The organism is Methylocystis sp. Uni0008 (assembly GCF_056838045.1).
In genome coordinates, this window is sequence record NZ_CM166370.1 from 807245 (window position 1) to 826634 (window position 19390).

The window sequence follows — 19390 nt, forward strand, 5'->3', positions numbered from 1 at the left end:
CATTTGTTTTTTAGCGCCTACTCGCCGAGCCGGGCGGCTCCTCCCACGTTTCGCTATGCCTAGCAGCCGTCAAGTCGCCTGTCGAGACGTTCCGCTGCGTCATTTGCGTTGGAGCCGACGCGGCCGATTTCGGCGTCCTTATACAGCCGGATGCGTTGTGCGCCGCATCCCATTTGCGAAGCTCCGACGATCATGTTAAATGCTGCGCCGAGCTTAAACCTGCGGGCGCGACACGCCATATAAGCAGGCAGAGCCGTAGAGAGTCCCGAACGGAGGAAAAAATGGCCTGGACGACTCCCGTGATTGTCGAAGTCTGCGTCGGCATGGAAATCACCAGCTACGAATCCGCCGAGATCTAATTTCGGCGCTGCCTTCGCTCTGGCGAGGGCGACAAAGAATTCCCGAATCGAGCCGGCATGAAGAGCGCTGCACAATGCGGTCGCGCTTTTCGCAACGCCGGCTCGAATCATTTTGGCCGCACGGGCGGCTGAGAGCAGGAGCGTCCGTTTTGCGCTCGTCGTCCTTTTTCGTCGTCCTCGTCTCCCTCATGCTCGCCACGGCGACTGCACGAGCGGAGGGTGCGAACGCGAAAACGCGGCTTGAGGACGCGAAAAAGAATTTTCAGCCGATCGCCGTTCCCTCCCCCGTCAGCGATCCCGTCGCGGCAGCACGAATCGAGCTTGGTCGGCGGCTGTTTTTCGAAAATCGCGTATCGATGGACGGCATCGTCAATTGCGCCCACTGCCATCTGCCGGACAAGCAGGCGAGCGACGGTCTGCCGAAAGCGATCGGCGTCTTCGGCAAGGAAAATCCGCGCAACGCGCCGTCGATCTTCAACGCCGCGCTGAACATCAAGCAACACTGGCGCGGCGAGCGCGAGTCGCTCGAGGACCAGGCGGAGAAATCGCTGCTCGGCCCCGCGAGCTTCGGCAATCCCGATCAGGCGACGGCGATGAGCAAGCTGAAGGCCGTTCCGGCCTACGCGGGCGCCTTCGCCAAGGCGTTTCCGGGCGACAAGGACCCGATCAATTCGAAAAACTGGGGCGCGGCGATCGGCGCCTTCGAGCGCACATTGCTCACACCCTCGAAATTCGACGCCTTTCTCGCGGGAGACGCCTCGGCGTTGTCGAAGCAGGAACAGGCAGGGCTGCGCAAATTCATCGATCTCGGCTGCGTCGCCTGCCACAATGGCGCGGGCGTCGGCGGCAATTCCTTCCAAAAATTTGGAGTCGCGACGGACTATTGGAAGGAAACCGGCGTCGCGACGCCCGACAAGGGCCGCGCCGACGTCACCAAGAATGACGCGGACCTCTATGTCTTCAAGGTCGCTAGTCTGCGCAACGTCGCGCAGACGGCGCCCTATTTCCACGACGGCTCGGTCGCCGATCTCGCCAAAGCCGTAAGGATCATGGGCAAGACCCAGCTCGGACAGGACCTGTCGGACAAGGACATCGCCGACATCGTCGCCTTCCTTGGCGCGCTGACGGGTCCGGTTCCTGCGAATTATTCGGCGCCGGAGCCCTATCCGGACGCTGGCGGAAAGTAGGAGCGCACTCCCTCTCGCATAGGGAGGATGAATGCGCGCTTCACGTCAGCTTGTGTTCCAGCGCGATGCGCATCAGCTCCATCGGCGTGCGCGCGCCGAGCTTCCGTTTCATGATCGAACAGCTGTTCGCGATCGTCTTGTAGGAGACCTGAGTCGCGTCGGCGATCTCGGCCATGCCGAGACCGCGTCCGAGCATCCGCAGGATCTCCAATTCCCGCGCGGTCAGCGCAGAAAGCGGACTGGCCGCGGCGCCGCTCTTTTCGAAGGCAAGCTGATTGGCGATCTTGGGCATCAGAAAAACGCCGCCGGAAGCGACCTCGCGCACGGCGGTGAGCAACAGATAGGGATCGTCGTTCTTGGTCACATAACCCTTCGCGCCCATCTGAATCGCGCGCGCGGCGAAAATCGGGTCGTCGTTCATGCTGAAGACGACGATGCGGGCCTGTGGATCAGCCTCGAGAATCCGCCGCGTCAATTCGAATCCCGACACGCCCGGCAGACCAATGTCGACGACCGTCACGTCGGGCTTCTGCGTCACGAAAGCGGCGAGCCCCGTCTCCGCGTCGCGCGCGTCGACGACATCGATGTCTCCCTCGCCGGCGAGCATCGCCGCGCAGCCGGAAACGATGATCGGATGGTCGTCAACGATGAGAACGCGCATATTCGAGATGGCTCCACGAACTGGCCGGTTTCGGCGGCAAGCCGGACATTGACGGCATTGAGGCCTTTCGTAAAGCCGCCGCCTTCTCTAGAGAATTCGCCAATGCTTCGAAGGCTCTCCCTGCGCCTTCGCCTGTCGCTGCTGCTCGGCGCCGTGCTTGCGCTGGGATTAGCGCTCGGCGTCGGCCAACTCGTCTTGCATGCGGGCGCTCGCGTTCGCGCCGAGGCCGACGCCGCGACGCGCCTTGCGCGCGATCTGGTCGAAGCGACGCTGCCGCGCCTCGAGACGGCGCTGGATCCGCAGGCGGAGGTCGGGCGACTTCTCGCCGATGCGCGGCGGCTGCGCCATGTTCGCGTCACGCTCGCTGGAGACAAGCCGCCGGCCACCGAGAACGACGACCGCGCGCCGCAATGGTTCACCCGGCTCGTGTTGCCGAACTCGGCCGTAACGCAAATAGAAACCGGCCGCGGCGACGCCATCGTGATCGCCGCCAATCCGGCCGACGAGATCGCCGAGATCTGGCAGGAGATCGTCTGGCTGGCGATTGGCGGCGGAGGAATCGCGATCGCGGCCTTTGCCCTCGTTTCGCTCGCCGTGTCGAGGACGTTGCATCCGGTCGCGACCCTCGCCGATGGGCTGGACCGACTGGAACGCGGCGAACATTCGATGCGCGTTCCCGCCGACGGCTCTCCGGAGTTCGTCGTCATCGCCGAACGGATCAACGCCTTAGCGGCGACGTTGCAGCGGCTGGACGAAGAAAATCACCGGCTGGTGCGGCGCATGATCCATGTGCAGGATGAAGAGCGCAAAGACATCGCGCGCGATCTGCATGACGAGATCGGTCCCTTCCTGTTCACCGTGCGCGCCGGCGTCGGCGCATTGGCGCGCAGGGCGGCCGCGCCCGGCGCCGACCCTGCGCGTCTCACCGAAGATTGCGCGCGGATCGATGCGCAGATCGCCGCGCTGCAGCAGGTCAACAGGCGCATTCTCGGTCGGCTCCGCCCCGCAGCGCTCGAGGAGATGGGGCTCGCAGACGCCTTGGAGGCGCTGGCGCAAGGCTGGCGCGAAGCCAACCCGAGGGTCGCCATCACGCTCTCCTTGGAGGGCACCTCGGGGGACATCGAAGAAACGACGGCGCTCACCGCCTATCGCATCGTGCAGGAAGGCCTCGCCAACGCGCTCAGGCATTCGGGCGCAGATCGGGTCGATGTCAGCGTCAGCCGCCTCCGAGGCGCGCTGCATGTCGTCGTGCGGGACAACGGCGCCGGTCTCGACGCGACGCGCGCGCCGTCGTCGGGCGGCGGCCTAGGCTTGCGGGGCATGAGCGAACGCGTGGGCGCGCTCGGCGGCGCGCTCACGCTCGGGAACGACGCGAAGGGCGGCGCGCGCCTCGCTGCGTCGCTGCCGGTGCGCAATCCCGGCCTGGAGCGTTGCTAAGCGACGATCCACTCGCGCGCCTGAGCGGCTTGCGCGGTCGGAAACGATCTCAGATCGCCGGGCGTCAAAAAGCTGAAAAATTGCATCGTGTGCTTGATCCACTCGACGTCGGTGACGAGCGCAATCCGCTCCCAGCGCGTGAGATGCTCCATGCCGACCTTGAAGTCCTCCCACATCGCGCCCGGCTCGAACCCTGAAAAGTCGGGCGCGATTTCGTAATAGATCCTGACCTTGTCGTGCTTCTTGAACGCGTCCTCGACCGCGGGAACAAGAACTGAGTCGTAATCCGCTTTCGTGACGCGCTCCCGGCAGACGATGGCGACGACATTGTCAGGAAAATTAGAAAGTTGCTCGATCACCAGCGTCCTCCTGAAATATGAGCCGCTCGCGCGCAAAGCCCCCCAGACTTCGCTCTGAACGGCCGTGAGGGGAATTCGGACACAGCGTAATTGTGCTTGCCGCGAGGAATTTGAAGACGTGGCGAAATTTATGTCTGAGGAGCGTCCGCTGCAGGCGGCTTTGCGCTGCTCGGCGCAATTTAAGGCTCAAGCTGACGCTCCATTTTCCTTAACTCGACCTGTCTGGCGGCTCCTCTATATGCGGCTTTCAAAGGTCGACTCATCGGACACGAGGTGGCGCATGTATTCACAGCATGTCGATTATCTGCCTCTGCCGCCCATCGCCTATGCGGTCTTCCTGGGCGTGCTTTTCGCGCTTTTCCTGCTGATTCAGATTGGCGTTCTCCATTATGCCTATGGCCGCATCGGCCTGAGCTCGAAATCTGCAACGCTCCTGTTGCTCGCTTCGCTCCTGGGAAGCTACATAAACATTCCAGTCGCGCACTTCACGCAAGAACGCGTCGTCCCTCAAGAAATGATCGACTATTTCGGACAGCGTTACGTTGTTCCGGAGGTCGTCGACTGGCCGGGAATGATCCTGGCGGTCAATGTCGGCGGCGCCGTTATTCCACTCTTGCTCTCGATCTATTTGCTCGCACGCAATCGCATCTGGCTCGTCAGCGTGATCGCGACGGCGATCGTCGCTATTGTCGTTCATATGCTCGCGCGGATCGTGCCGGGCGCCGGCATTAGCGTGCCGATATTGGCGCCGCCGCTGCTCTCGGCGGCTCTCGCGATCCTGTTGTCCCGCGATTTCGCCGCTCCGGTCGCCTATGTGAGCGGCAGCCTCGGCACGCTCATCGGCGCCGACCTGCTCAATCTCCACAGGATAGAGGGAATCGGAACGCCAATCGTATCGTTCGGCGGCGCAGGAACCTTCGACGGCATTTTCGTCACCGGCATTCTTGCCGTGCTGATCGCCAGCATCCCCTTGCGCCGGAAAACGACGGGCGTTTCGGCGACGCCCTAGGGACAGGCGCGCCGCAACGACAGGGCGCGGCAAGACGCACCCGAATCTCTCTCGGAAGCGCGGCGCCCTTCAGCGGGATTACTCAAGTCGGGAAATATTCCCGAGAAACGCGGGAAGACGACCGCAGAATTCCGTTATTTTTCAGAAGTGTAGCTATCGCGCAACAGAACGGAATTATTGCCGTTCTTTCGCCTTCGTCCCCTACCGGCCGAGACCTGCGCCGATATAAGTCATTCAAACAGGTTCCAAGTGTTCAGGTTTCTCATGCGCTACGCCAAACAGGTCTCGCTCATCGCGCTTTGCGCCTCTCTCGCCACCACAGCCCACGCGCAGCAGGCGCTGCCGACGATCGAAGTGGGCGGCGCGCCGCTGCGTTCGACGTCGCGCCCGCCCGCTCCGGCGACGCCTTCGACCCCGCGCGCGGGGCGGGCCGCGGTGACGTCGGCGCCGGCGACGCCTGCGCCGCCGGCGTCTCCCATCGTGCGTTACGCCGTTCCAGCGGCGACCTACACGATCACCGGCAATGAGCTGCAGAACACGCGCGCTTTCAATCTTCCGGAGAATCTCGTTCGTCAGGCGCCCGGCGTCACCGTCAATGACGTGGCGGGCGGCCCGTTCCTGCCCGAAATCGATTTTCGCGGCTTCGTCGCCTCCCCCATCGCCGGCACGCCGCAAGGCCTCGCCGTCTATCAGAACGGCATCCGCATCAACGAAGCCTGGGGCGACAACGTCTTCTGGGACATGATCCCGAGCGTCGCGATCGACCGCTTCACGCTTGTCACCGGCAACCCGCTGTTCGGTCTCAACGCCATCGGCGGCGCCGTCACGCTCGACATGAAAAACGGCTTCACCTGGCAGGGATTCGAACTCGACGGGCGTTTCGGCAGCCGCGGCCGCCGCCAGGCCTCCCTGCAACACGGCATGATCTCGGGGCCATTCGCCACCTATCAGGCGCTGGAGGCGCTGGGCGACGACGGCTATCGGCAGTTTTCCGGCGCGCACATCAAGCGCTACTACGGCGACGTCGGCTATCGCGGCGACAGCGGCGAGATCCACGCCAATGTGACGCTCGCCAACAACAAATTCGGCGTTTCGGGGCCTGCGCCGGTCGATCTGACCAATATCGACGAAAGCGCGGTGTTCACCACGCCGCAGACGATCAAGAACACGCTCTCGATGTTCGACATCAATGGCGTGTTTCAGGCGACGCCGACCTGGAAGCTCTTCGGCGACATCCATTACCGCGCCTTCGATCAGGCGAGGGTCGACGGCAACACGACCGAATTCGAATGCGAAGAGGGCGAGGAGTTCTGCGAAACCGACATCGGCGGCACGAACATCCCCAATTTCTTCAACGGACAGGTCGCGCTAGGCGCGATCGATCGGACCTGGACGCGTTCGCGCACCGTCGGCGGCACGGTGCAGGTCACGAACGAAGATATCTATTACGGCTTCCACAACAAGATCACCTTCGGCGTCAGCTACGATCACGGCTGGACCGCCTTTTCCGCCAATGAAGAGCTTGGCATCATTCAGCCCAATCTCGTCGTCGGCGGCTTCGGCTACATTGTCGAGGAGCAGGCGACCGGCATCTCCAGCGTGTCCGTGCGCGCGGCTAACGATTATCTCGGCGTCTATGCGCTCGACTCGCTCGATCTGACCGACGATCTAAAGGTCACAGCGGGCGCCCGTTTCAATCGCGCCGGCATCGCGCTCTACGACATGAGAGGAACGACGCTCAACGGCAACGGCGTCTTCAACCGCATCAATCCCGTGGCGGGCCTGACCTATAGGCTTCTCCCAGGCGTCTCCGCCTACGCCAGCTACTCCGAAGGAAACCGCGCGCCGACGCCGCTGGAGCTCGGCTGCGCCGATCCCAACCGGCCCTGTCTGATCGACAACTTCCTCGTCGCCGACCCGCCCTTGAAGCAGGTCGAGTCGCAGACAATCGAAACGGGTCTGCGCGGCGACTTTGCCGCGCCTGCTGCGCTGCCGGCCTATGCGGACGCGCTTCCGGGCAACGTCAACTGGAGCCTTGGCTTCTTCCGGACCTACAGCTTCAACGACATTTTAAGCGTGCCAAGCGCGATCAACGGCCGCGGCTATTTCACCAACGCCGGCACCACGCTGCGCCAAGGCTTCGAGTCGTCATTTCGCTATACGACCGAAAGGGTGAACGCCTATCTCAATTACACGCTGACCGACGCGACGTTCCGCTCGACCATCGTGCTCGGCGCGCCCGACAATCCGCTGACGGGAATCTTCGGCACCGGCGGCTCGATCCTGGTGACGCCCGGCGCCAATCTCACCTCGGTGCCGCGCCACCGGTTCAAAGCCGGCATTGATTTCGCGGTGACGCCGCTGTGGAAGGTGGGCGCGGATTTCCACTATTCCTCGGGTCCGTGGATTCGCGGCGACGAAATCAACCTCGCCGGACGGCTGCCGCCCTATGGCATTCTCAATCTTCGCACCTCGTATCAGCTTGGCCCGAACGTTCAGTTCTATGGTCTGCTCGAGAATGTCACCAACACGCGCTCGCGCACCTTCGGAACCTTCTTCGACACGAACGACATCGCCTTCCTGGCGTTCAACAATCCGCGCATGGTCTCGATTGGGCCGCCGCTCGGCGTCTATGGAGGCGTGAAGATCACGTACTGACGCAAGAAAGGCGCGGGCGAGGGGCACTGCGGTCTTCGCTTGCCGCTAGTCGGCTTGGCGTCGCCCGCGCTATATTGCATGCGATGACCTTACCCAAAGGAGTCGCAAATGAACAAAGCATTGCTGCTCGGCGCCCTGGCGCTCGCCGGCGTTATCGCGCTCCCCACGACGGCCGCGCTCGCGAAGAAGGAAACGGGAGCCGTCGCCGCGCTCGACACTGACAACGACGGCACAGTGGATCTCAACGAGATCAATAAGTCGGCGCAGGATCTCTTCGGTCGTCTCGAGAAGGACGCAGACGGGACCGTCGACTTCAAAGAGATGAAGGGCCGCGTCTCCAAGAAGGATTTCAAGACGGCCGATCCTGACAATGACGGCACCTTGTCCAAGGATGAGTTTCTCGCCATGGTGTCCGCCATGTTCAAGGAGGCGGATCCGGACAACGATGGCACCCTGGACGCCAAGGAGTTCGCTTCCAAGAAGGGCAAGGCTCTGCTGCGCGTGACCCGCTAAGCGACTTGATCGCAGGCGCTCGAGCGCTGCGAAGCCCCTGCATGCGGTTGTTTTTTGTATCGGCGGCGCTTCCAGCTCCGAAGGCGCGCGCTAACTCACCGGCCTCCATCCTGAAGGAATGGAGGTCGGAAATGAAGACATCGCTTATCTTCGGCGTCGCGCTTGGCGTTGCGGGCGCTCTTACAGTTGGCGGCGCCTACGCGGGCTCGCCCGGCTCCAGCGACCGGCAAAGCTCTCAATATGAGCGGCAGGGCCAGCGCGGCGACGATTATTACGGATACGGCCGCGGGGACACGGAACGAGACAGTGTCTTGGATCTCGGCGACGTCAGGCGGTCGGCGCGCGACGCCTTCGATAACAAGAAGGAAAACGGCGTCGTCAGCCTCCGTGATTTCGGGCCCTCCTCCGCCTGGGAAAGATTCCGCTCGATCGGGCAGTCCGCCGACGAGAATTTGACCCGGCGCGAATTTCTCTCGGTGATCGACGAGATGTTCGACGAGGTTGACCGCAACGGCAATGGTGTTCTCGACCATGACGAGCTGGATACGCCCAGGGGTCGCGCCCTGCTCCGGATCATCGGCTAGGCCGAGCGTGGAACAGACTTGATCCGCTTGCGCTAAGCGGTCATCTAAGGCGTATGAAACGTCTGGTCGCCGCTTTCTGGCTGCTCGCCGCGCTTCCCGCGGCGGGCGATCCGCTGACGACGAAAGTCGGCGTGTTGCGCGAGCAACATTCCCAGGAGACTCTCTCCATCCTTGATATTCCCGCCTCCGACGACGCGCTCGCCGGCGCGCTGCTCGGCGCCGCCGACAACAATACAACGGGAAAATTCACCAACCAGCAGTTCGAAACCGTCGACGAGAGTCTCGACGATAGCGCCGACGTCGGCGCCGCCGTCGACGCGCTCGCGGACAAGGGCGCCCTCCTCATCATCGCCGATCTGTCGCCGGACCGATTGCTTGCGGCGAGCGACCGCGCCAAACAACGCGGCGCGCTTCTGTTCAATATCTCGGCACCCGACGAACGCCTGCGCGAGGAAGATTGCCGCGCCAATATCATGCATGTCGCGCCAACGCGCTCGATGCTCGCGGACGGTCTGGCGCAATATCTCGTTTGGAAGCAATGGCGTCGCTGGCTGCTGATCAAAGGGTCGCATCCGAATGATGAACTCCTCGCGCAGGCGCTGCGAAACAGCGCCAAAAAATTCGGCGTCAAAATCGTCGAGGAGCGCGTCTATGAAGATGCCGGCGGCGGACGGCGCAGTGACTCGGGCTCGGTGCAGACGCAGCGGCAGATCCCGGTCCTGACGCAGAACGCGCCCGCCTATGATGTTCTGGTCGCGGCGGACGAGAGCGAAGTCTTCGGCGGCTATCTTCCCTACCGCACCTGGGACCCGCGTCCGGTGGCGGGCGCCGGCGGGCTCACGCCGACGAGCTGGGACGCCTCACATGAGCAGTGGGGCGCGCGCCAGTTGCAGAACCGCTTCATTCAGACCTTCAGACGGCTGATGAACCGGCGCGACAATGCGGCGTGGGTCGCCATGCGCATGGTCGGCGAAGCCGCGACCCGCACGCAATCGAATGAGCCCGAAACGCTTCGCCAATATATGCTCGGCAAGGACTTCTCCATCGCCGCGTTCAAGGGCGTGCGACTCACCCTGCGGCCATGGAATCAGCAGTTGCGCCAGCCGATACTGCTTTCGGACGGACGGATGATCGTCTCCGTTTCGCCGCAGGAAGGCTTCCTCCATCAAACGAGCGAACTCGACACGCTCGGAGCCGATCAGCCGGAGACGAAATGCAAATTGAAGTGAAGAAGGCTCTACCGGTGCGCTCCCATTTCGGTCGTCATGGCCGGGCTTGTCCCGGTCATCCATGTGGGAATCTCCGCGGCGTGGATGCCCGCGACAAGCGCGGGCATGACGTGCGTAGCGCGATGATCATGACGATATCCGCCTTCATTTGCTCTACGCTGCTTGTCACGCCCGCGCAGGCCTACAAGGCTTACGTCAGCAATGAAAAGGGCAATTCCATCACCGTGCTCGATACGGAGAAGATGGAAGCGACAGCGACGGTAAAAGTCGGGCGGCGGCCGCGCGGCATCGAGCTCAACAAGGACGGCTCCGAACTCTATATCTGCGCCGGCGACGACGACGCAATCCAGGTGCTCGACACGAAGACGCTGAAAATCACCGGCAAGCTGCCGTCCGGCCCCGATCCCGAGCTTCTGGCGCTCAGTCCCCGCGGCGACGTCATCTATGTTTCGAACGAAAACGACAATCTCGTCACGCTCATCGACGTGAAAAAGAAAGAGATGATCGGCGACATCCCTGTTGGCGTCGAACCAGAGGGGATGGCGATCAGCCCGGACGGCAAGCTGCTCGTCAACACTTCCGAGACCACCAATATGGCGCATCTCATCGACACGCAGTCGAAAGAGATCGTCGCGAATATTCTCGTCGATGGAAGGCCGCGTTTCGCCGAATTCAAGAACGACGGTTCGGAGCTTTGGGTTTCTTCGGAAGTCGGCGGCACGGTCGCCATCATCGATCCGGCGAAGCGTGAATTGAAGCAGAAGATCAGCTTTGACATTCCGGCGATGTCGAAGGAAGCGATCCAACCGATCGGCATTGCGATGACGCGCGACGGCAAGCGTGCTTTCGTGGCGCTTGGTCCGGCCAATCGCGTCGCGGTGATCGACGCGGAGACGAAAAAGGTCGAGAAATATCTGCTCGTCGGTCAGCGCGTCTGGCATCTCGCTTTCACGCCGGACGAGAGATATCTGCTCACGGCCAATGGCGTCTCCAACGACGTATCGGTGATCGATCTCGCGTCGCTCAAAGTAGTGAAGTCGATCCCGGTCGGCTCCTTCCCCTGGGGCGTCGTCGTGGCTCCGCAATGAGCGTCAGTCTTCACGCCTGTCATTCCCGACGCGCGAAGCGCGGTCGGGAATCCAGAGCCGCAATCGGCGCTGTCGGCTGCGGCTCTCTATTCCCGGTTACTCGCTGCGTGAATGCCGGGAATGACAACCCTGTCGGAGCGCCAGAGTGACGCCCGCGCTCGCCATCAGAAATGTCAGCCATTCCTATGGCGCGCGCAAAGCGCTCGACGACGTCAGCTTTTCCGTCGCAGCCGGCGGCTTCACCGTGCTGCTTGGACTGAACGGCGCCGGCAAGAGCACGCTGTTCTCGCTCATCACCCGCCTTTACGCGGCGCGACACGGCGAGATCGAGATCTTCGGCCACAATGTGATGCGCGAGCCCGGCGCCGCGCTGCGCCAGCTCGGAGTCGTCTTCCAGGCGCGCACGCTCGACCTGGAGCTCAGCGTGATGCAGAACCTCCTCTATCACGCCGCTTTGCACGGCATCGGCCCGATCGACGCGCGCCGCCTCGGACAGGCGGCGCTGGCCCGCGCCGGCCTCGCGGATCGTGCGCAAGACAAGGCACGCGCGCTGTCTGGCGGACAGATGCGCCGGGTCGAGATCGCCCGCGCGCTGCTGCATGATCCGCGTCTGCTGCTTCTCGACGAACCGACCGTCGGTCTCGACATCAAGGCGCGCGCCGATCTCCTCACGCTCGTTCGCGGCTTGGTGCGCGACCAAAGCCTGGGCGTTCTGTGGACCACGCATCTGATCGATGAAGTCGCGGATGACGATCAGGTCGTCATTCTGCATCAGGGCAAGGTTCTGGCGACTGGACGCGCCGCGGACATCGTCGCGGCGCGAGGCGCCGCCAACATCGGCGACGCTTTCTCGCGCATCACGGGAGTCGATCAGGAGAGGCTTTCGGCATGAGCGAATTCGCTGCGCCTACGGGCTTCACCCTTCGCCAATATCTCATCTGCCTGTCGGGAGTCGTCTGGCGCGAGGGCTTGCGCTTCCTGCATCAGCGCGAACGCTTCGTCTCCGCGCTGGTGCGCCCGCTGGTCTGGCTCTTCATCTTCGCGGCGGGATTCCGCCAGGTGCTGGGCGTTTCGATCATCCCGCCTTACGAAACCTACGTGCTTTACGAGGTGTATATCGCGCCGGGCCTCATGGCGATGATCCAGCTCTTCAACGGCATGCAGTCGTCGCTCTCGATGGTCTACGACCGCGAGATGGGCAATATGCGGACGCTGCTCGTCTCGCCCTTCCCGCGCTGGTTTCTGCTTGGCTCCAAACTCCTCGCGGGCGTCGCCGTCTCGATTCTGCAGGTCTACGCCTTCCTGCTGATCGCCTATTTTTGGGAGATCGAACCCCCGACGAAATGGGGCTATTTGACGGTGCTGCCGGCGCTCGCGCTCAGCGGATTGATGCTCGGCTCGCTCGGCATGCTGCTGTCGTCGCTGATCAAACAGCTCGAAAACTTCGCCGGCGTCATGAACTTCGTGATCTTTCCGATGTTCTTCGCGTCTTCCGCGCTCTACCCGCTATGGCGCGTGAAGGAGTCGAGCCCCTGGCTCTATTACATCTGCGAAGTCAATCCGTTCACCCATGCGGTGGAGCTCATTCGCTTCGCCTTTTACGAGAAGGTCGCGTGGACCTCGCTCGCGGTGCTCGCCGCCTATACAAGCGCATTTCTCGTCGCCGCGATCATCGCCTACGATCCCGCGCGCGGCATGCTGATGCGCCGGGGCGGCTGAAAGAGTTCCGACGTTTTTCGCGACTAGCGTTGGCGATGCTCGCCGCGTCGCCTTTCGCTGCTATGCGCGCGACCTTCGGGACATTTGCCGTAGCAGTCCCAGCGTCCGTGCCGCGCGCCATGCTTGAACCACTCGGCCTGTCCTTCGGTCCAGGGGCTTGCTGCGGCGGGATGGGGCAAGAGGAGAATCGCCAGAACAATCGTCGTCGCGGCTGATTTCAACATTGAGCCCTCCCCTCGCGGCGTCTCTATTTCTTCTCGTCCTTCTTGGCGCTTTCGGCCGCGATCTCTTCGGCGACGCCCGGCGGCAGCTTGACGCCGGAGGCGAGCTGCGCGCCGAGCGCAATGGCCCGCGCTTCGGTCAGCCGCAAGGCGCAGTAGCCGAAATCCGGCTCTCGCGCGTAGGAGCGGCACACTTCCTCTCGCCAGGACGAGAAGCCCGCCTGCTGCTTGACGAGGAAGCTGCGGACGGCCTTTTCCTTCTTGTTCTGATCGTAAAGCGCGCGGAATGTGCTGCGCACCGTCTTTTCGACGCGCGCGCGGGCGCCGAGCATTTCTTCGCCCTTCTTGGGATCGATCTCATCCGCGCTCATCCCCCAGAGACCCTCGGGATCGGCGCGGCAGCCCGCCTCCTTCAGTTCGCAGGCCTTGCCCTCATTGGTGACGAGGATCGCCCCGTCGAGAACGTCGAATGTGAAGGCGCAGGCTGGGAAAGCGATCTGATAGCGACGTAGTCCATTATCGCTATCGCGCGCCGAAAGCTTCAGTGGCGTTCCGGCGACTTCCACTCGGCAGGCTTCGCCCGAGCGCCGCAGATCGTCCCCGACGAGCGTGAGCTTCGCCACCTGCAAGTCGGCGCCCGCGCGGGAGAATTCAATGGCGCTGGCCTCGCCGTCGAGCTTGAGGATTTTTCCGATAATCGCGTCTTCGGAGGGCGCCTTTGGCATGATTGCCGGCCCTGCGGCCGCGCCCATCTCGCCGCCGACGCTTCTTTTCTTGGCTTGCGGACTGGCGACCGTCCCTTCCGGGGTCGGGGCGACCGCTCCGGGGAGCACGAGCTGAGCTCCGGCGGGCGCGATGCAGGCGGCGATGGCCGCCGCCCCAAGAACACAGGCGACACGCCGCCGCGCGCTCGGTGTGCGAAACCCGGATCCAAACATGGCGATCGCCACCCCTCGGCCGCAGCCGGCCCCTGCCCTTGCGGCGAGGCGCGCGCTATCGAGGCGCGAGCACCATCACCATCTGCCGTCCTTCCATGGACGGTTCGAGTTCGACCTTGGCCAGCGCCGCGGTCTCCGCCTTCACCCGTGAAAGGAGCCGATAGCCGATGTCCTGATGCGCGATTTCGCGGCCACGAAAGCGAAGGGTGACCTTAACCTTGTCGCCTTCTTCAAAAAAGCGGCGGACGGCCTTCATCTTCACGTCGTAATCGTGGTCATCGATGCCGGGCCGGAGCTTTATCTCCTTAACCTCGACGACCTTCTGCTTCTTGCGCGCTTCGGCGGCCTTCTTTTGCTCGGCGAAGCGAAAACGCCCGTAATCAAGAATTTTGCAGACGGGGGGCGTGGAGTTCGGCGCGATCTCGACGAGGTCGAGCCCCGCCGTCTCGGCGATAGCGAGCGCCTCCGGCAATTGGATGACGCCGTGATTCTTCCCCTCGGAATCGATTAGCTGCACTTCTCGCGCGCGAATTTCCCGATTGATGCGCGGCCCTTCCTTCTGGGGGGCTGCGACGCTCTTCATTGGACGGCGAATGGATCATCTCCTTCTCTTGGCCAAAAGCCAGCCGCAGAGCCAAAGGCGCAAAACAGCGACCGCCGGACTCTCGGTCCGGGACCATGAGAGAGATTCCCACGCCTGCGCGCCAAGTCAACCGTTCCAGGCCCGCCCACCCCGCTTTTTACCGCTATGAGCGCCGATTATTTCAGAGGAAGCTCAAAATCAGCGCGTTAACCTTTTCCGGCGCGTCTTCGGGCGTCCAGTGCGACACGCACGGCAGACGTTCGATCCGGAGGCTGCGAACATAGCGCTCCGTGCCGCTCAGGCAGGATTCGCCAAGCGCCACATCGTTCAGTCCCCAGACCACAAGCGTCGGCGCATCTATCGGCCGCTCGAGGTCCTCCGCCTCGAGGATCTCGCGTCCAGCTGCGCGATACCAGTTCAGCATCGCCGTCGCCGCGCCAGGCGCCGCGACATTGGCGCGATAGATGTCCATGGCCTCCTTCGAGAAAACCCCCGCCCGCCCTGCAACCCGTTGCATCAGCCGCTCGGTCAACGCGCCGTGGGCCGCGGAAAGCAGCCGGTCAGGGAGCCAGGGCAGCTGAAAGAACGCCGCATAGGCGGATTTGAGCTTCTGTCTCCATTCCAGTTCGAGCGCGCGCCGGAAGCACAAAGGGTGTGGAATGTTCAAAACGACGAGAGCGTCGATCGGTCGCATATTCCGAATGGCGACGGTCCAGGCGATGAGCCCGCCCCAGTCATGGCCGATCAACGAAACCGAAGCGGGACGGGCGGCGTCGATCAGTGCGGCCACGTCCGTCGTCAGCTTCTCGAGCGAATAGGCGTCTGTTTCCGACGGCCGCGTGGTCGCGCCATAGCCGCGCTGGTTGACCGCCCAGACCCGAAACCCGGCGGCGGCGAGCGGCCCGACGAGATGTCGCCACATGACGGCGTGCTGGGGAAAGCCGTGCAGAAGCAGCGCGAGGCGATCGCCTGGCCCGGCTTCAAGGATCTCAAACTCGATTCCATTAGCTGGAACGACGATGCGGCGCGCCTCAAGAAGCGTCGCCGCCGAGGTCACATCTGGCCTGCTAGCGCCGGGCAACTCGGACAGGGCGCGCCGCCCGCCATCGCGCCACACGTCTCGCCCGACTCTCCGCCCGGGGCGGGACGCGCGATGAGCGACAATTGGCGCTCGACATGGGCCCCGCCGCAGGACGGGCATGCGGGCGTTTCATCGAAACGCGACAGAGTCTCGAACTCATGCGCGCAGTCGTTGCAGCGATAGGCGAAAAGCGGCATTAGCCCCCTCTGATGTGCCGAACGGAAGATCGTCAAATTTACCGGGCCAATCGCGTCGCGACAAGCCATATGCGTATTGGCGAGCATGGCCGCGCGGCGCCCGCGCCGCGCTAGATTCCATGTGACGAATCATATCAGGGAAATTCGAATGACCTATCGCGCGCCGCTCGACGACATACTTTTCGCGCTTCGCCTCGCGGCCGGCGAAGGCGCGATCGAGGCGGGCGGCGTTTATGGCGATCTCGCCGACGGCGTCGCTGATCAGACCCTGGCAGAGGCGGCCAGATTCGCGGAAGAGATTCTCCTGCCGCTCGATAAAATCGGCGACCGCGTGGGCGCGACATACGCCAATGGCGCCGTGGCGACCCCGCCCGGCTGGCGCGAAGCCTATGCGCAATGGAAGGAAGGCGGGTGGAACGCCATCGCCGCCGCGCAGGAATATGGCGGACTGGACCTCCCCGCCCTGCTCAACGCCGGCTGCACGGAGATCTGGAACGCCGCCAATATGGCTTTCGCCGTCTGTCCGCTGCTCGGCCATGGCGCCATCGAGGCGATGGAGGCGCATGCGAGCGACGCGCTGAAAGAGACCTATCTGCGCAAGATCGTCAGCGGCGAGTGGACGGCGACGATGAATCTGACCGAGCCCGGCGCAGGATCGGATCTCGGGCTGATGCGCACGCGCGCCGAACGCGCGCCAGACGGCGCCTACCGACTCTTCGGCCAGAAAATCTTCATCACCTATGGCGAGCACGATCTTGCGCCCAACATCGTGCATCTCGTGCTCGCGCGTCTTCCCGACGCGCCTCAGGGAACGCGCGGCATCTCGCTCTTCCTGGCGCCGAAATTCCTGCCCGACGACTCCGGCGCCTTTACGCGCCACAATGACCTTCGCTGCGGCGGCGTCGAGCATAAGCTGGGGATCCACGGCTCTCCGACCTGCACCATGATCTATGGCGATGAAGACGGCGCCGTCGCCTACCTCATTGGCGAGGAGAACAAGGGCCTCGCCTGCATGTTCACCATGATGAACAACGCCCGCCTGTCGGTTGGCCTGCAGGGCGTCGCGCTCGCCGAACGCGCGACGCAGATGGCGCTTCAATACGCCCGCGAGCGAAAACAGGGACGCGCGCCGGGCGCCAGGGAGACGAGCACGATCATCGAACATCCGGACGTCGCGCGCATGCTGCTGACCATGGCGAGTTCAACGGCCGCCGCGCGGGCGATCTGCTATGAGACGGCCGCGGCGATCGATCGTTCGCATCGCGGCAGCGCTTCCGCGCGCGCCGCAGAGGCGCATGAGCGCGCGAGTCTACTCACGCCCGTCGCCAAATCCTTTTCGACCGATGTCGCCAATGAGACGACGTCGCTCGCCATTCAGGTCTTTGGCGGCATGGGCTATATCGAAGAGACCGGCGTCGCGCAGCTGATGCGCGACGCCCGCATCTGCGCGATCTACGAGGGCACGAACGGCATCCAGGCGATCGATCTCGTTACGCGCAAGATTCGCGAGAGCGACGGCGCGGCGCTCGCGCGCGAGATCGAGGATATGCGAGTCATCGCGCGGAGTGCGGATTTCTCGCAGGAGGCGCTACACGCCGCTGTCGACGCGCTGGCGCAGGCGAGCGCGTTTCTCACGAAAGCGGAACTCGCTGGTGCCTTGGCCGGCGCGACGCCCTATCTGCGGCTCTTCGCGCTGGCGCGCGGCGCGACGCTGCTCGCCAAGGGCGCGAAGGCGGCGGCGAAGGAGAATCATCCAAGCGCCGCGCGCTACGCCGAACTCGCTCGCTTCTTCGCGGAGAATGTCGCCGTCGCCGCGCCCGGATTGGCGAAGACGGTGATCGACGGCGGCGCTTCGGTGAACGAGGCGCATGCAGCGCTTCAAGAATAATCGATTGCGCGCTCCGCTGGCCGGCGCGCCTCGACCACCCCACGGCGTCATGGCCGCGCTTGTCGCGGCCATCCACGCATGAGCAGTTGCATTACGGGCGGCCGATCCGGCATTGAGTTTCGCGACGTCTTGGCGTGGATGGCCGGCGCAAGGCCGGCCATGACGCGGAAAAGTCGTTAGGCGCCCACAAACTCCCGCAGCGCCTGCTGCTGCGCGTCGCTCATATGCAGACCGAGCTTCGAGCGGCGCCAGAGAATATCGTCCGCGGTGCGCGCCCATTCCTTTTCGCGCAGATAGGCGATCTCCGCCTCGGTGAGGCCGCAGCCAAAGTCGCGGCCAAGATCGCCAGACGCGCGCGCATTCTTCAGGATCTGAAAAACGCGCGTTCCATAGGCGCGCGCAAGGCGCAGCGCCAATCCGTCGCCAAGAAAGGGTTTGTCGCGTTTGAGTCCGTCGACAAAAGCGTCAAAGCCCTGCGGCATGTCGCCGCCCGGAAACACTGCGCCCGCCGTCCATGCTTCGCCCGGGCCGGGAAGAAAGCGCGCGAGTTCATTGAGCGCATGTTCGGCGAGCCGGCGCGCCGTGGTGATCTTGCCGCCGAAGATTGACAGCGAGGGCGCCGCATCGTCGGGCGCGTCGAGATCGAAGGCGTAGTCGCGCGTCACGACCGACGCTTCGAGCGAGCCGTCGTCATAGAGCGGCCGCAGCCCGGCGTAGCTCGACGCGATATCGTCGCGCGTCGCCGCTTTGCGCAGAAAATGGTTGAGCGAATTGAGCAGATAGTCCGTCTCCGCCTCGCTGATCGCGACGGCGCCGGGCTGACCATCAAAGGAGACGTCGGTCGTGCCGACGAGCGTGAAATCGCGCTCATAGGGAATCGCGAAAACAATGCGGCCGTCAGGGTTTTGCAGAATATAGGCCTGCGGACCTTCGAAAAGCTTGCGCAGAACGAGATGCGAGCCCTTCACGAGCCGCACATGTTTGCGCGAACGAATGCGCAGCGCGTCTTCGATCACCTTCGACACCCAGGGGCCGGCGGCGTTGATCAACGCGCGTGACTCAATCGTCTCGCCGCTCTCGAGCGTCGCGCGCCAGCAGTCGCCACGCCGTTCGGCGTGAACCAGCTTAGCGCCGACGCTGATCGTCGCGCCGCGCTCCGCGGCGTCGCGCGCGTTCAAGACGACGAGCCGCGCATCGTCCACCCAGCAATCGGCGTAAGTGAAGCCGACGCGGTAAACGTCGCGCAGCGGCGCGCCGAGCGGATCGCCGGCGAGCTTCACCATATGCGAGGCTTCGAGCCGCTTGCGGCGCGCGAGGTGATCGTAAAGGAAGAGGCCCAGTCGCAGCATCCATACGGGACGCAGTCCCTTCTCGTAGGGCAGAACGAATTTTAAGGGCCAGATGATGTGCGGCGCGGCGGCGAGCAGCAACTCCCGCTCGGCGAGCGCTTCATGCACGAGCCGAAACTCATAGAGTTCGAGATAGCGCAGACCGCCGTGGATGAGCTTCGTCGAAGCGGATGACGTGCCTTGCGCGAGATCGCCCTGCTCGACGAGCCTGACGGCGAGGCCCCGTCCGGCGGCGTCGCGCGCGATGGCGCAGCCGTTGATCCCGCCGCCGACGATGAGAAGATCGTAGATCATGGCCGTCCTCGATTCGAAGCGGCCATGACTATAGCG

The 19390-nt window shown here is 63.6% G+C and carries 20 protein-coding genes; 12 read left to right on the forward strand and 8 right to left on the reverse strand.

The genetic code is table 11. The features are described 5' to 3' along the window. Nucleotides 1–281 precede the first annotated feature (281 nt). Complete coding sequence (gene pqqA, locus AC0X69_RS04070) at nucleotides 282–359, forward strand: pyrroloquinoline quinone precursor peptide PqqA (protein ID WP_083481414.1); 78 nt, start codon at nucleotides 282–284, stop codon at nucleotides 357–359. Between the two features lie 149 nt (nucleotides 360–508). Beyond that, on the forward strand, nucleotides 509–1546 hold the full coding sequence (locus AC0X69_RS04075) for a cytochrome-c peroxidase (protein WP_482611540.1): 1038 nt from the start codon (nucleotides 509–511) through the stop codon (nucleotides 1544–1546). 40 nt (nucleotides 1547–1586) lie between these two features. Here the strand turns inward: AC0X69_RS04075 and AC0X69_RS04080 are convergent, their stop codons facing one another. After that, nucleotides 1587–2207 carry a response regulator gene (locus AC0X69_RS04080; RefSeq protein WP_482611542.1) on the reverse strand — a complete coding sequence of 207 codons (621 nt, stop codon included), beginning with the start codon at nucleotides 2205–2207 and terminating at the stop codon, nucleotides 1587–1589. Nucleotides 2208–2309: 102 nt separating this feature from the next. Here AC0X69_RS04080 and AC0X69_RS04085 point away from each other — a divergent pair, with 102 nt between their 5' ends. After that, nucleotides 2310–3644, forward strand: a complete 1335-nt coding sequence (locus AC0X69_RS04085; protein ID WP_482611543.1) for an ATP-binding protein — start codon at nucleotides 2310–2312, stop codon at nucleotides 3642–3644. Here the strand turns inward: AC0X69_RS04085 and AC0X69_RS04090 are convergent. After that, nucleotides 3641–4003: a SpoIIAA family protein gene (locus tag AC0X69_RS04090; protein ID WP_482611545.1), complete on the reverse strand. Its 363-nt coding sequence runs from the start codon at nucleotides 4001–4003 to the stop codon at nucleotides 3641–3643. The genes AC0X69_RS04085 and AC0X69_RS04090 overlap by 4 nt on opposite strands. A gap of 280 nt (nucleotides 4004–4283) precedes the next feature. Here AC0X69_RS04090 and AC0X69_RS04095 point away from each other — a divergent pair, with 280 nt between their 5' ends. The 8 genes from AC0X69_RS04095 to pedC all read left to right on the forward strand — a co-directional run bounded on the left by AC0X69_RS04095 (nucleotide 4284) and on the right by pedC (nucleotide 12803). Continuing rightward, nucleotides 4284–5012 (forward strand): DUF1614 domain-containing protein, encoded by a 729-nt coding sequence (locus AC0X69_RS04095; protein WP_482611547.1) that lies wholly within the window; start codon nucleotides 4284–4286, stop codon nucleotides 5010–5012. Nucleotides 5013–5261: 249 nt separating this feature from the next. Next, nucleotides 5262–7670 (forward strand): TonB-dependent receptor, encoded by a 2409-nt coding sequence (locus tag AC0X69_RS04100; RefSeq protein WP_482611549.1) that lies wholly within the window; start codon nucleotides 5262–5264, stop codon nucleotides 7668–7670. 108 nt (nucleotides 7671–7778) lie between these two features. Continuing rightward, nucleotides 7779–8183 (forward strand): lanmodulin LanM, encoded by a 405-nt coding sequence (gene lanM / locus AC0X69_RS04105; RefSeq protein WP_482611551.1) that lies wholly within the window; start codon nucleotides 7779–7781, stop codon nucleotides 8181–8183. A gap of 131 nt (nucleotides 8184–8314) precedes the next feature. Continuing rightward, entirely contained in the window at nucleotides 8315–8767 is a 453-nt protein-coding gene (locus tag AC0X69_RS04110) for a hypothetical protein (RefSeq protein ID WP_482611553.1), read from the forward strand. Between the two features lie 53 nt (nucleotides 8768–8820). Beyond that, nucleotides 8821–9996 (forward strand): lanthanide ABC transporter ABC transporter substrate-binding protein PedA1, encoded by a 1176-nt coding sequence (gene pedA1 / locus AC0X69_RS04115; RefSeq protein WP_482611555.1) that lies wholly within the window; start codon nucleotides 8821–8823, stop codon nucleotides 9994–9996. A gap of 128 nt (nucleotides 9997–10124) precedes the next feature. After that, nucleotides 10125–11084 (forward strand): YVTN family beta-propeller repeat protein, encoded by a 960-nt coding sequence (locus AC0X69_RS04120; RefSeq protein ID WP_482611557.1) that lies wholly within the window; start codon nucleotides 10125–10127, stop codon nucleotides 11082–11084. A gap of 145 nt (nucleotides 11085–11229) precedes the next feature. Continuing rightward, entirely contained in the window at nucleotides 11230–11976 is a 747-nt protein-coding gene (pedB, locus tag AC0X69_RS04125) for a lanthanide ABC transporter ATP-binding protein PedB/LutE (protein ID WP_482611559.1), read from the forward strand. After that, the gene (gene pedC, locus AC0X69_RS04130; RefSeq protein WP_482611561.1) at nucleotides 11973–12803 is read left to right on the forward strand and encodes a lanthanide ABC transporter permease protein PedC; all 831 of its coding nucleotides are present in this window, start codon (nucleotides 11973–11975) and stop codon (nucleotides 12801–12803) included. Before pedB ends, pedC begins: the two co-directional genes overlap by 4 nt. Nucleotides 12804–12826: 23 nt before the next feature. Here the strand turns inward: pedC and AC0X69_RS04135 are convergent, their stop codons facing one another. The 5 genes from AC0X69_RS04135 to AC0X69_RS04155 all read right to left on the reverse strand — a co-directional run bounded on the left by AC0X69_RS04135 (nucleotide 12827) and on the right by AC0X69_RS04155 (nucleotide 15823). Beyond that, the gene (locus tag AC0X69_RS04135) at nucleotides 12827–13027 is read right to left on the reverse strand and encodes a hypothetical protein (protein ID WP_482611563.1); all 201 of its coding nucleotides are present in this window, start codon (nucleotides 13025–13027) and stop codon (nucleotides 12827–12829) included. A 23-nt stretch (nucleotides 13028–13050) separates the two neighbouring features. Next, on the reverse strand, nucleotides 13051–13857 hold the full coding sequence (locus AC0X69_RS04140; protein ID WP_482611565.1) for a hypothetical protein: 807 nt from the start codon (nucleotides 13855–13857) through the stop codon (nucleotides 13051–13053). 160 nt (nucleotides 13858–14017) lie between these two features. Then, on the reverse strand, nucleotides 14018–14545 hold the full coding sequence (infC, locus tag AC0X69_RS04145) for a translation initiation factor IF-3 (RefSeq protein ID WP_482611567.1): 528 nt from the start codon (nucleotides 14543–14545) through the stop codon (nucleotides 14018–14020). 181 nt (nucleotides 14546–14726) lie between these two features. Further along, entirely contained in the window at nucleotides 14727–15602 is an 876-nt protein-coding gene (locus AC0X69_RS04150; RefSeq protein WP_482611569.1) for an alpha/beta fold hydrolase, read from the reverse strand. Next, complete coding sequence (locus AC0X69_RS04155; protein WP_482611571.1) at nucleotides 15599–15823, reverse strand: FmdB family zinc ribbon protein; 225 nt, start codon at nucleotides 15821–15823, stop codon at nucleotides 15599–15601. Before AC0X69_RS04155 ends, AC0X69_RS04150 begins: the two co-directional genes overlap by 4 nt. A gap of 148 nt (nucleotides 15824–15971) precedes the next feature. Between AC0X69_RS04155 and AC0X69_RS04160 the strand changes: the two genes are divergently transcribed. Beyond that, on the forward strand, nucleotides 15972–17711 hold the full coding sequence (locus tag AC0X69_RS04160; RefSeq protein ID WP_482611573.1) for an acyl-CoA dehydrogenase family protein: 1740 nt from the start codon (nucleotides 15972–15974) through the stop codon (nucleotides 17709–17711). A 176-nt stretch (nucleotides 17712–17887) separates the two neighbouring features. Here the strand turns inward: AC0X69_RS04160 and AC0X69_RS04165 are convergent, their stop codons facing one another. After that, nucleotides 17888–19354: a glycerol-3-phosphate dehydrogenase gene (locus AC0X69_RS04165; protein ID WP_482611575.1), complete on the reverse strand. Its 1467-nt coding sequence runs from the start codon at nucleotides 19352–19354 to the stop codon at nucleotides 17888–17890. Nucleotides 19355–19390: the final 36 nt, after the last annotated feature.

Coding starts and splice junctions, on each gene's coding strand:
- infC (WP_482611567.1), bottom strand. CDS start 14,545: ATGAAGAGCGTCGCAGCCCCCCAGAAGGAAGGGCCGCGCATCAATCGG.
- AC0X69_RS04095 (WP_482611547.1), top strand. CDS start 4,284: ATGTATTCACAGCATGTCGATTATCTGCCTCTGCCGCCCATCGCCTAT.
- AC0X69_RS04080 (WP_482611542.1), bottom strand. CDS start 2,207: ATGCGCGTTCTCATCGTTGACGACCATCCGATCATCGTTTCCGGCTGC.
- AC0X69_RS04085 (WP_482611543.1), top strand. CDS start 2,310: ATGCTTCGAAGGCTCTCCCTGCGCCTTCGCCTGTCGCTGCTGCTCGGC.
- pedC (WP_482611561.1), top strand. CDS start 11,973: ATGAGCGAATTCGCTGCGCCTACGGGCTTCACCCTTCGCCAATATCTC.
- lanM (WP_482611551.1), top strand. CDS start 7,779: ATGAACAAAGCATTGCTGCTCGGCGCCCTGGCGCTCGCCGGCGTTATC.
- AC0X69_RS04110 (WP_482611553.1), top strand. CDS start 8,315: ATGAAGACATCGCTTATCTTCGGCGTCGCGCTTGGCGTTGCGGGCGCT.
- pqqA (WP_083481414.1), top strand. CDS start 282: ATGGCCTGGACGACTCCCGTGATTGTCGAAGTCTGCGTCGGCATGGAA.
- AC0X69_RS04155 (WP_482611571.1), bottom strand. CDS start 15,823: ATGCCGCTTTTCGCCTATCGCTGCAACGACTGCGCGCATGAGTTCGAG.
- AC0X69_RS04165 (WP_482611575.1), bottom strand. CDS start 19,354: ATGATCTACGATCTTCTCATCGTCGGCGGCGGGATCAACGGCTGCGCC.
- AC0X69_RS04160 (WP_482611573.1), top strand. CDS start 15,972: ATGACCTATCGCGCGCCGCTCGACGACATACTTTTCGCGCTTCGCCTC.
- pedA1 (WP_482611555.1), top strand. CDS start 8,821: ATGAAACGTCTGGTCGCCGCTTTCTGGCTGCTCGCCGCGCTTCCCGCG.
- AC0X69_RS04135 (WP_482611563.1), bottom strand. CDS start 13,027: ATGTTGAAATCAGCCGCGACGACGATTGTTCTGGCGATTCTCCTCTTG.
- AC0X69_RS04120 (WP_482611557.1), top strand. CDS start 10,125: ATGACGATATCCGCCTTCATTTGCTCTACGCTGCTTGTCACGCCCGCG.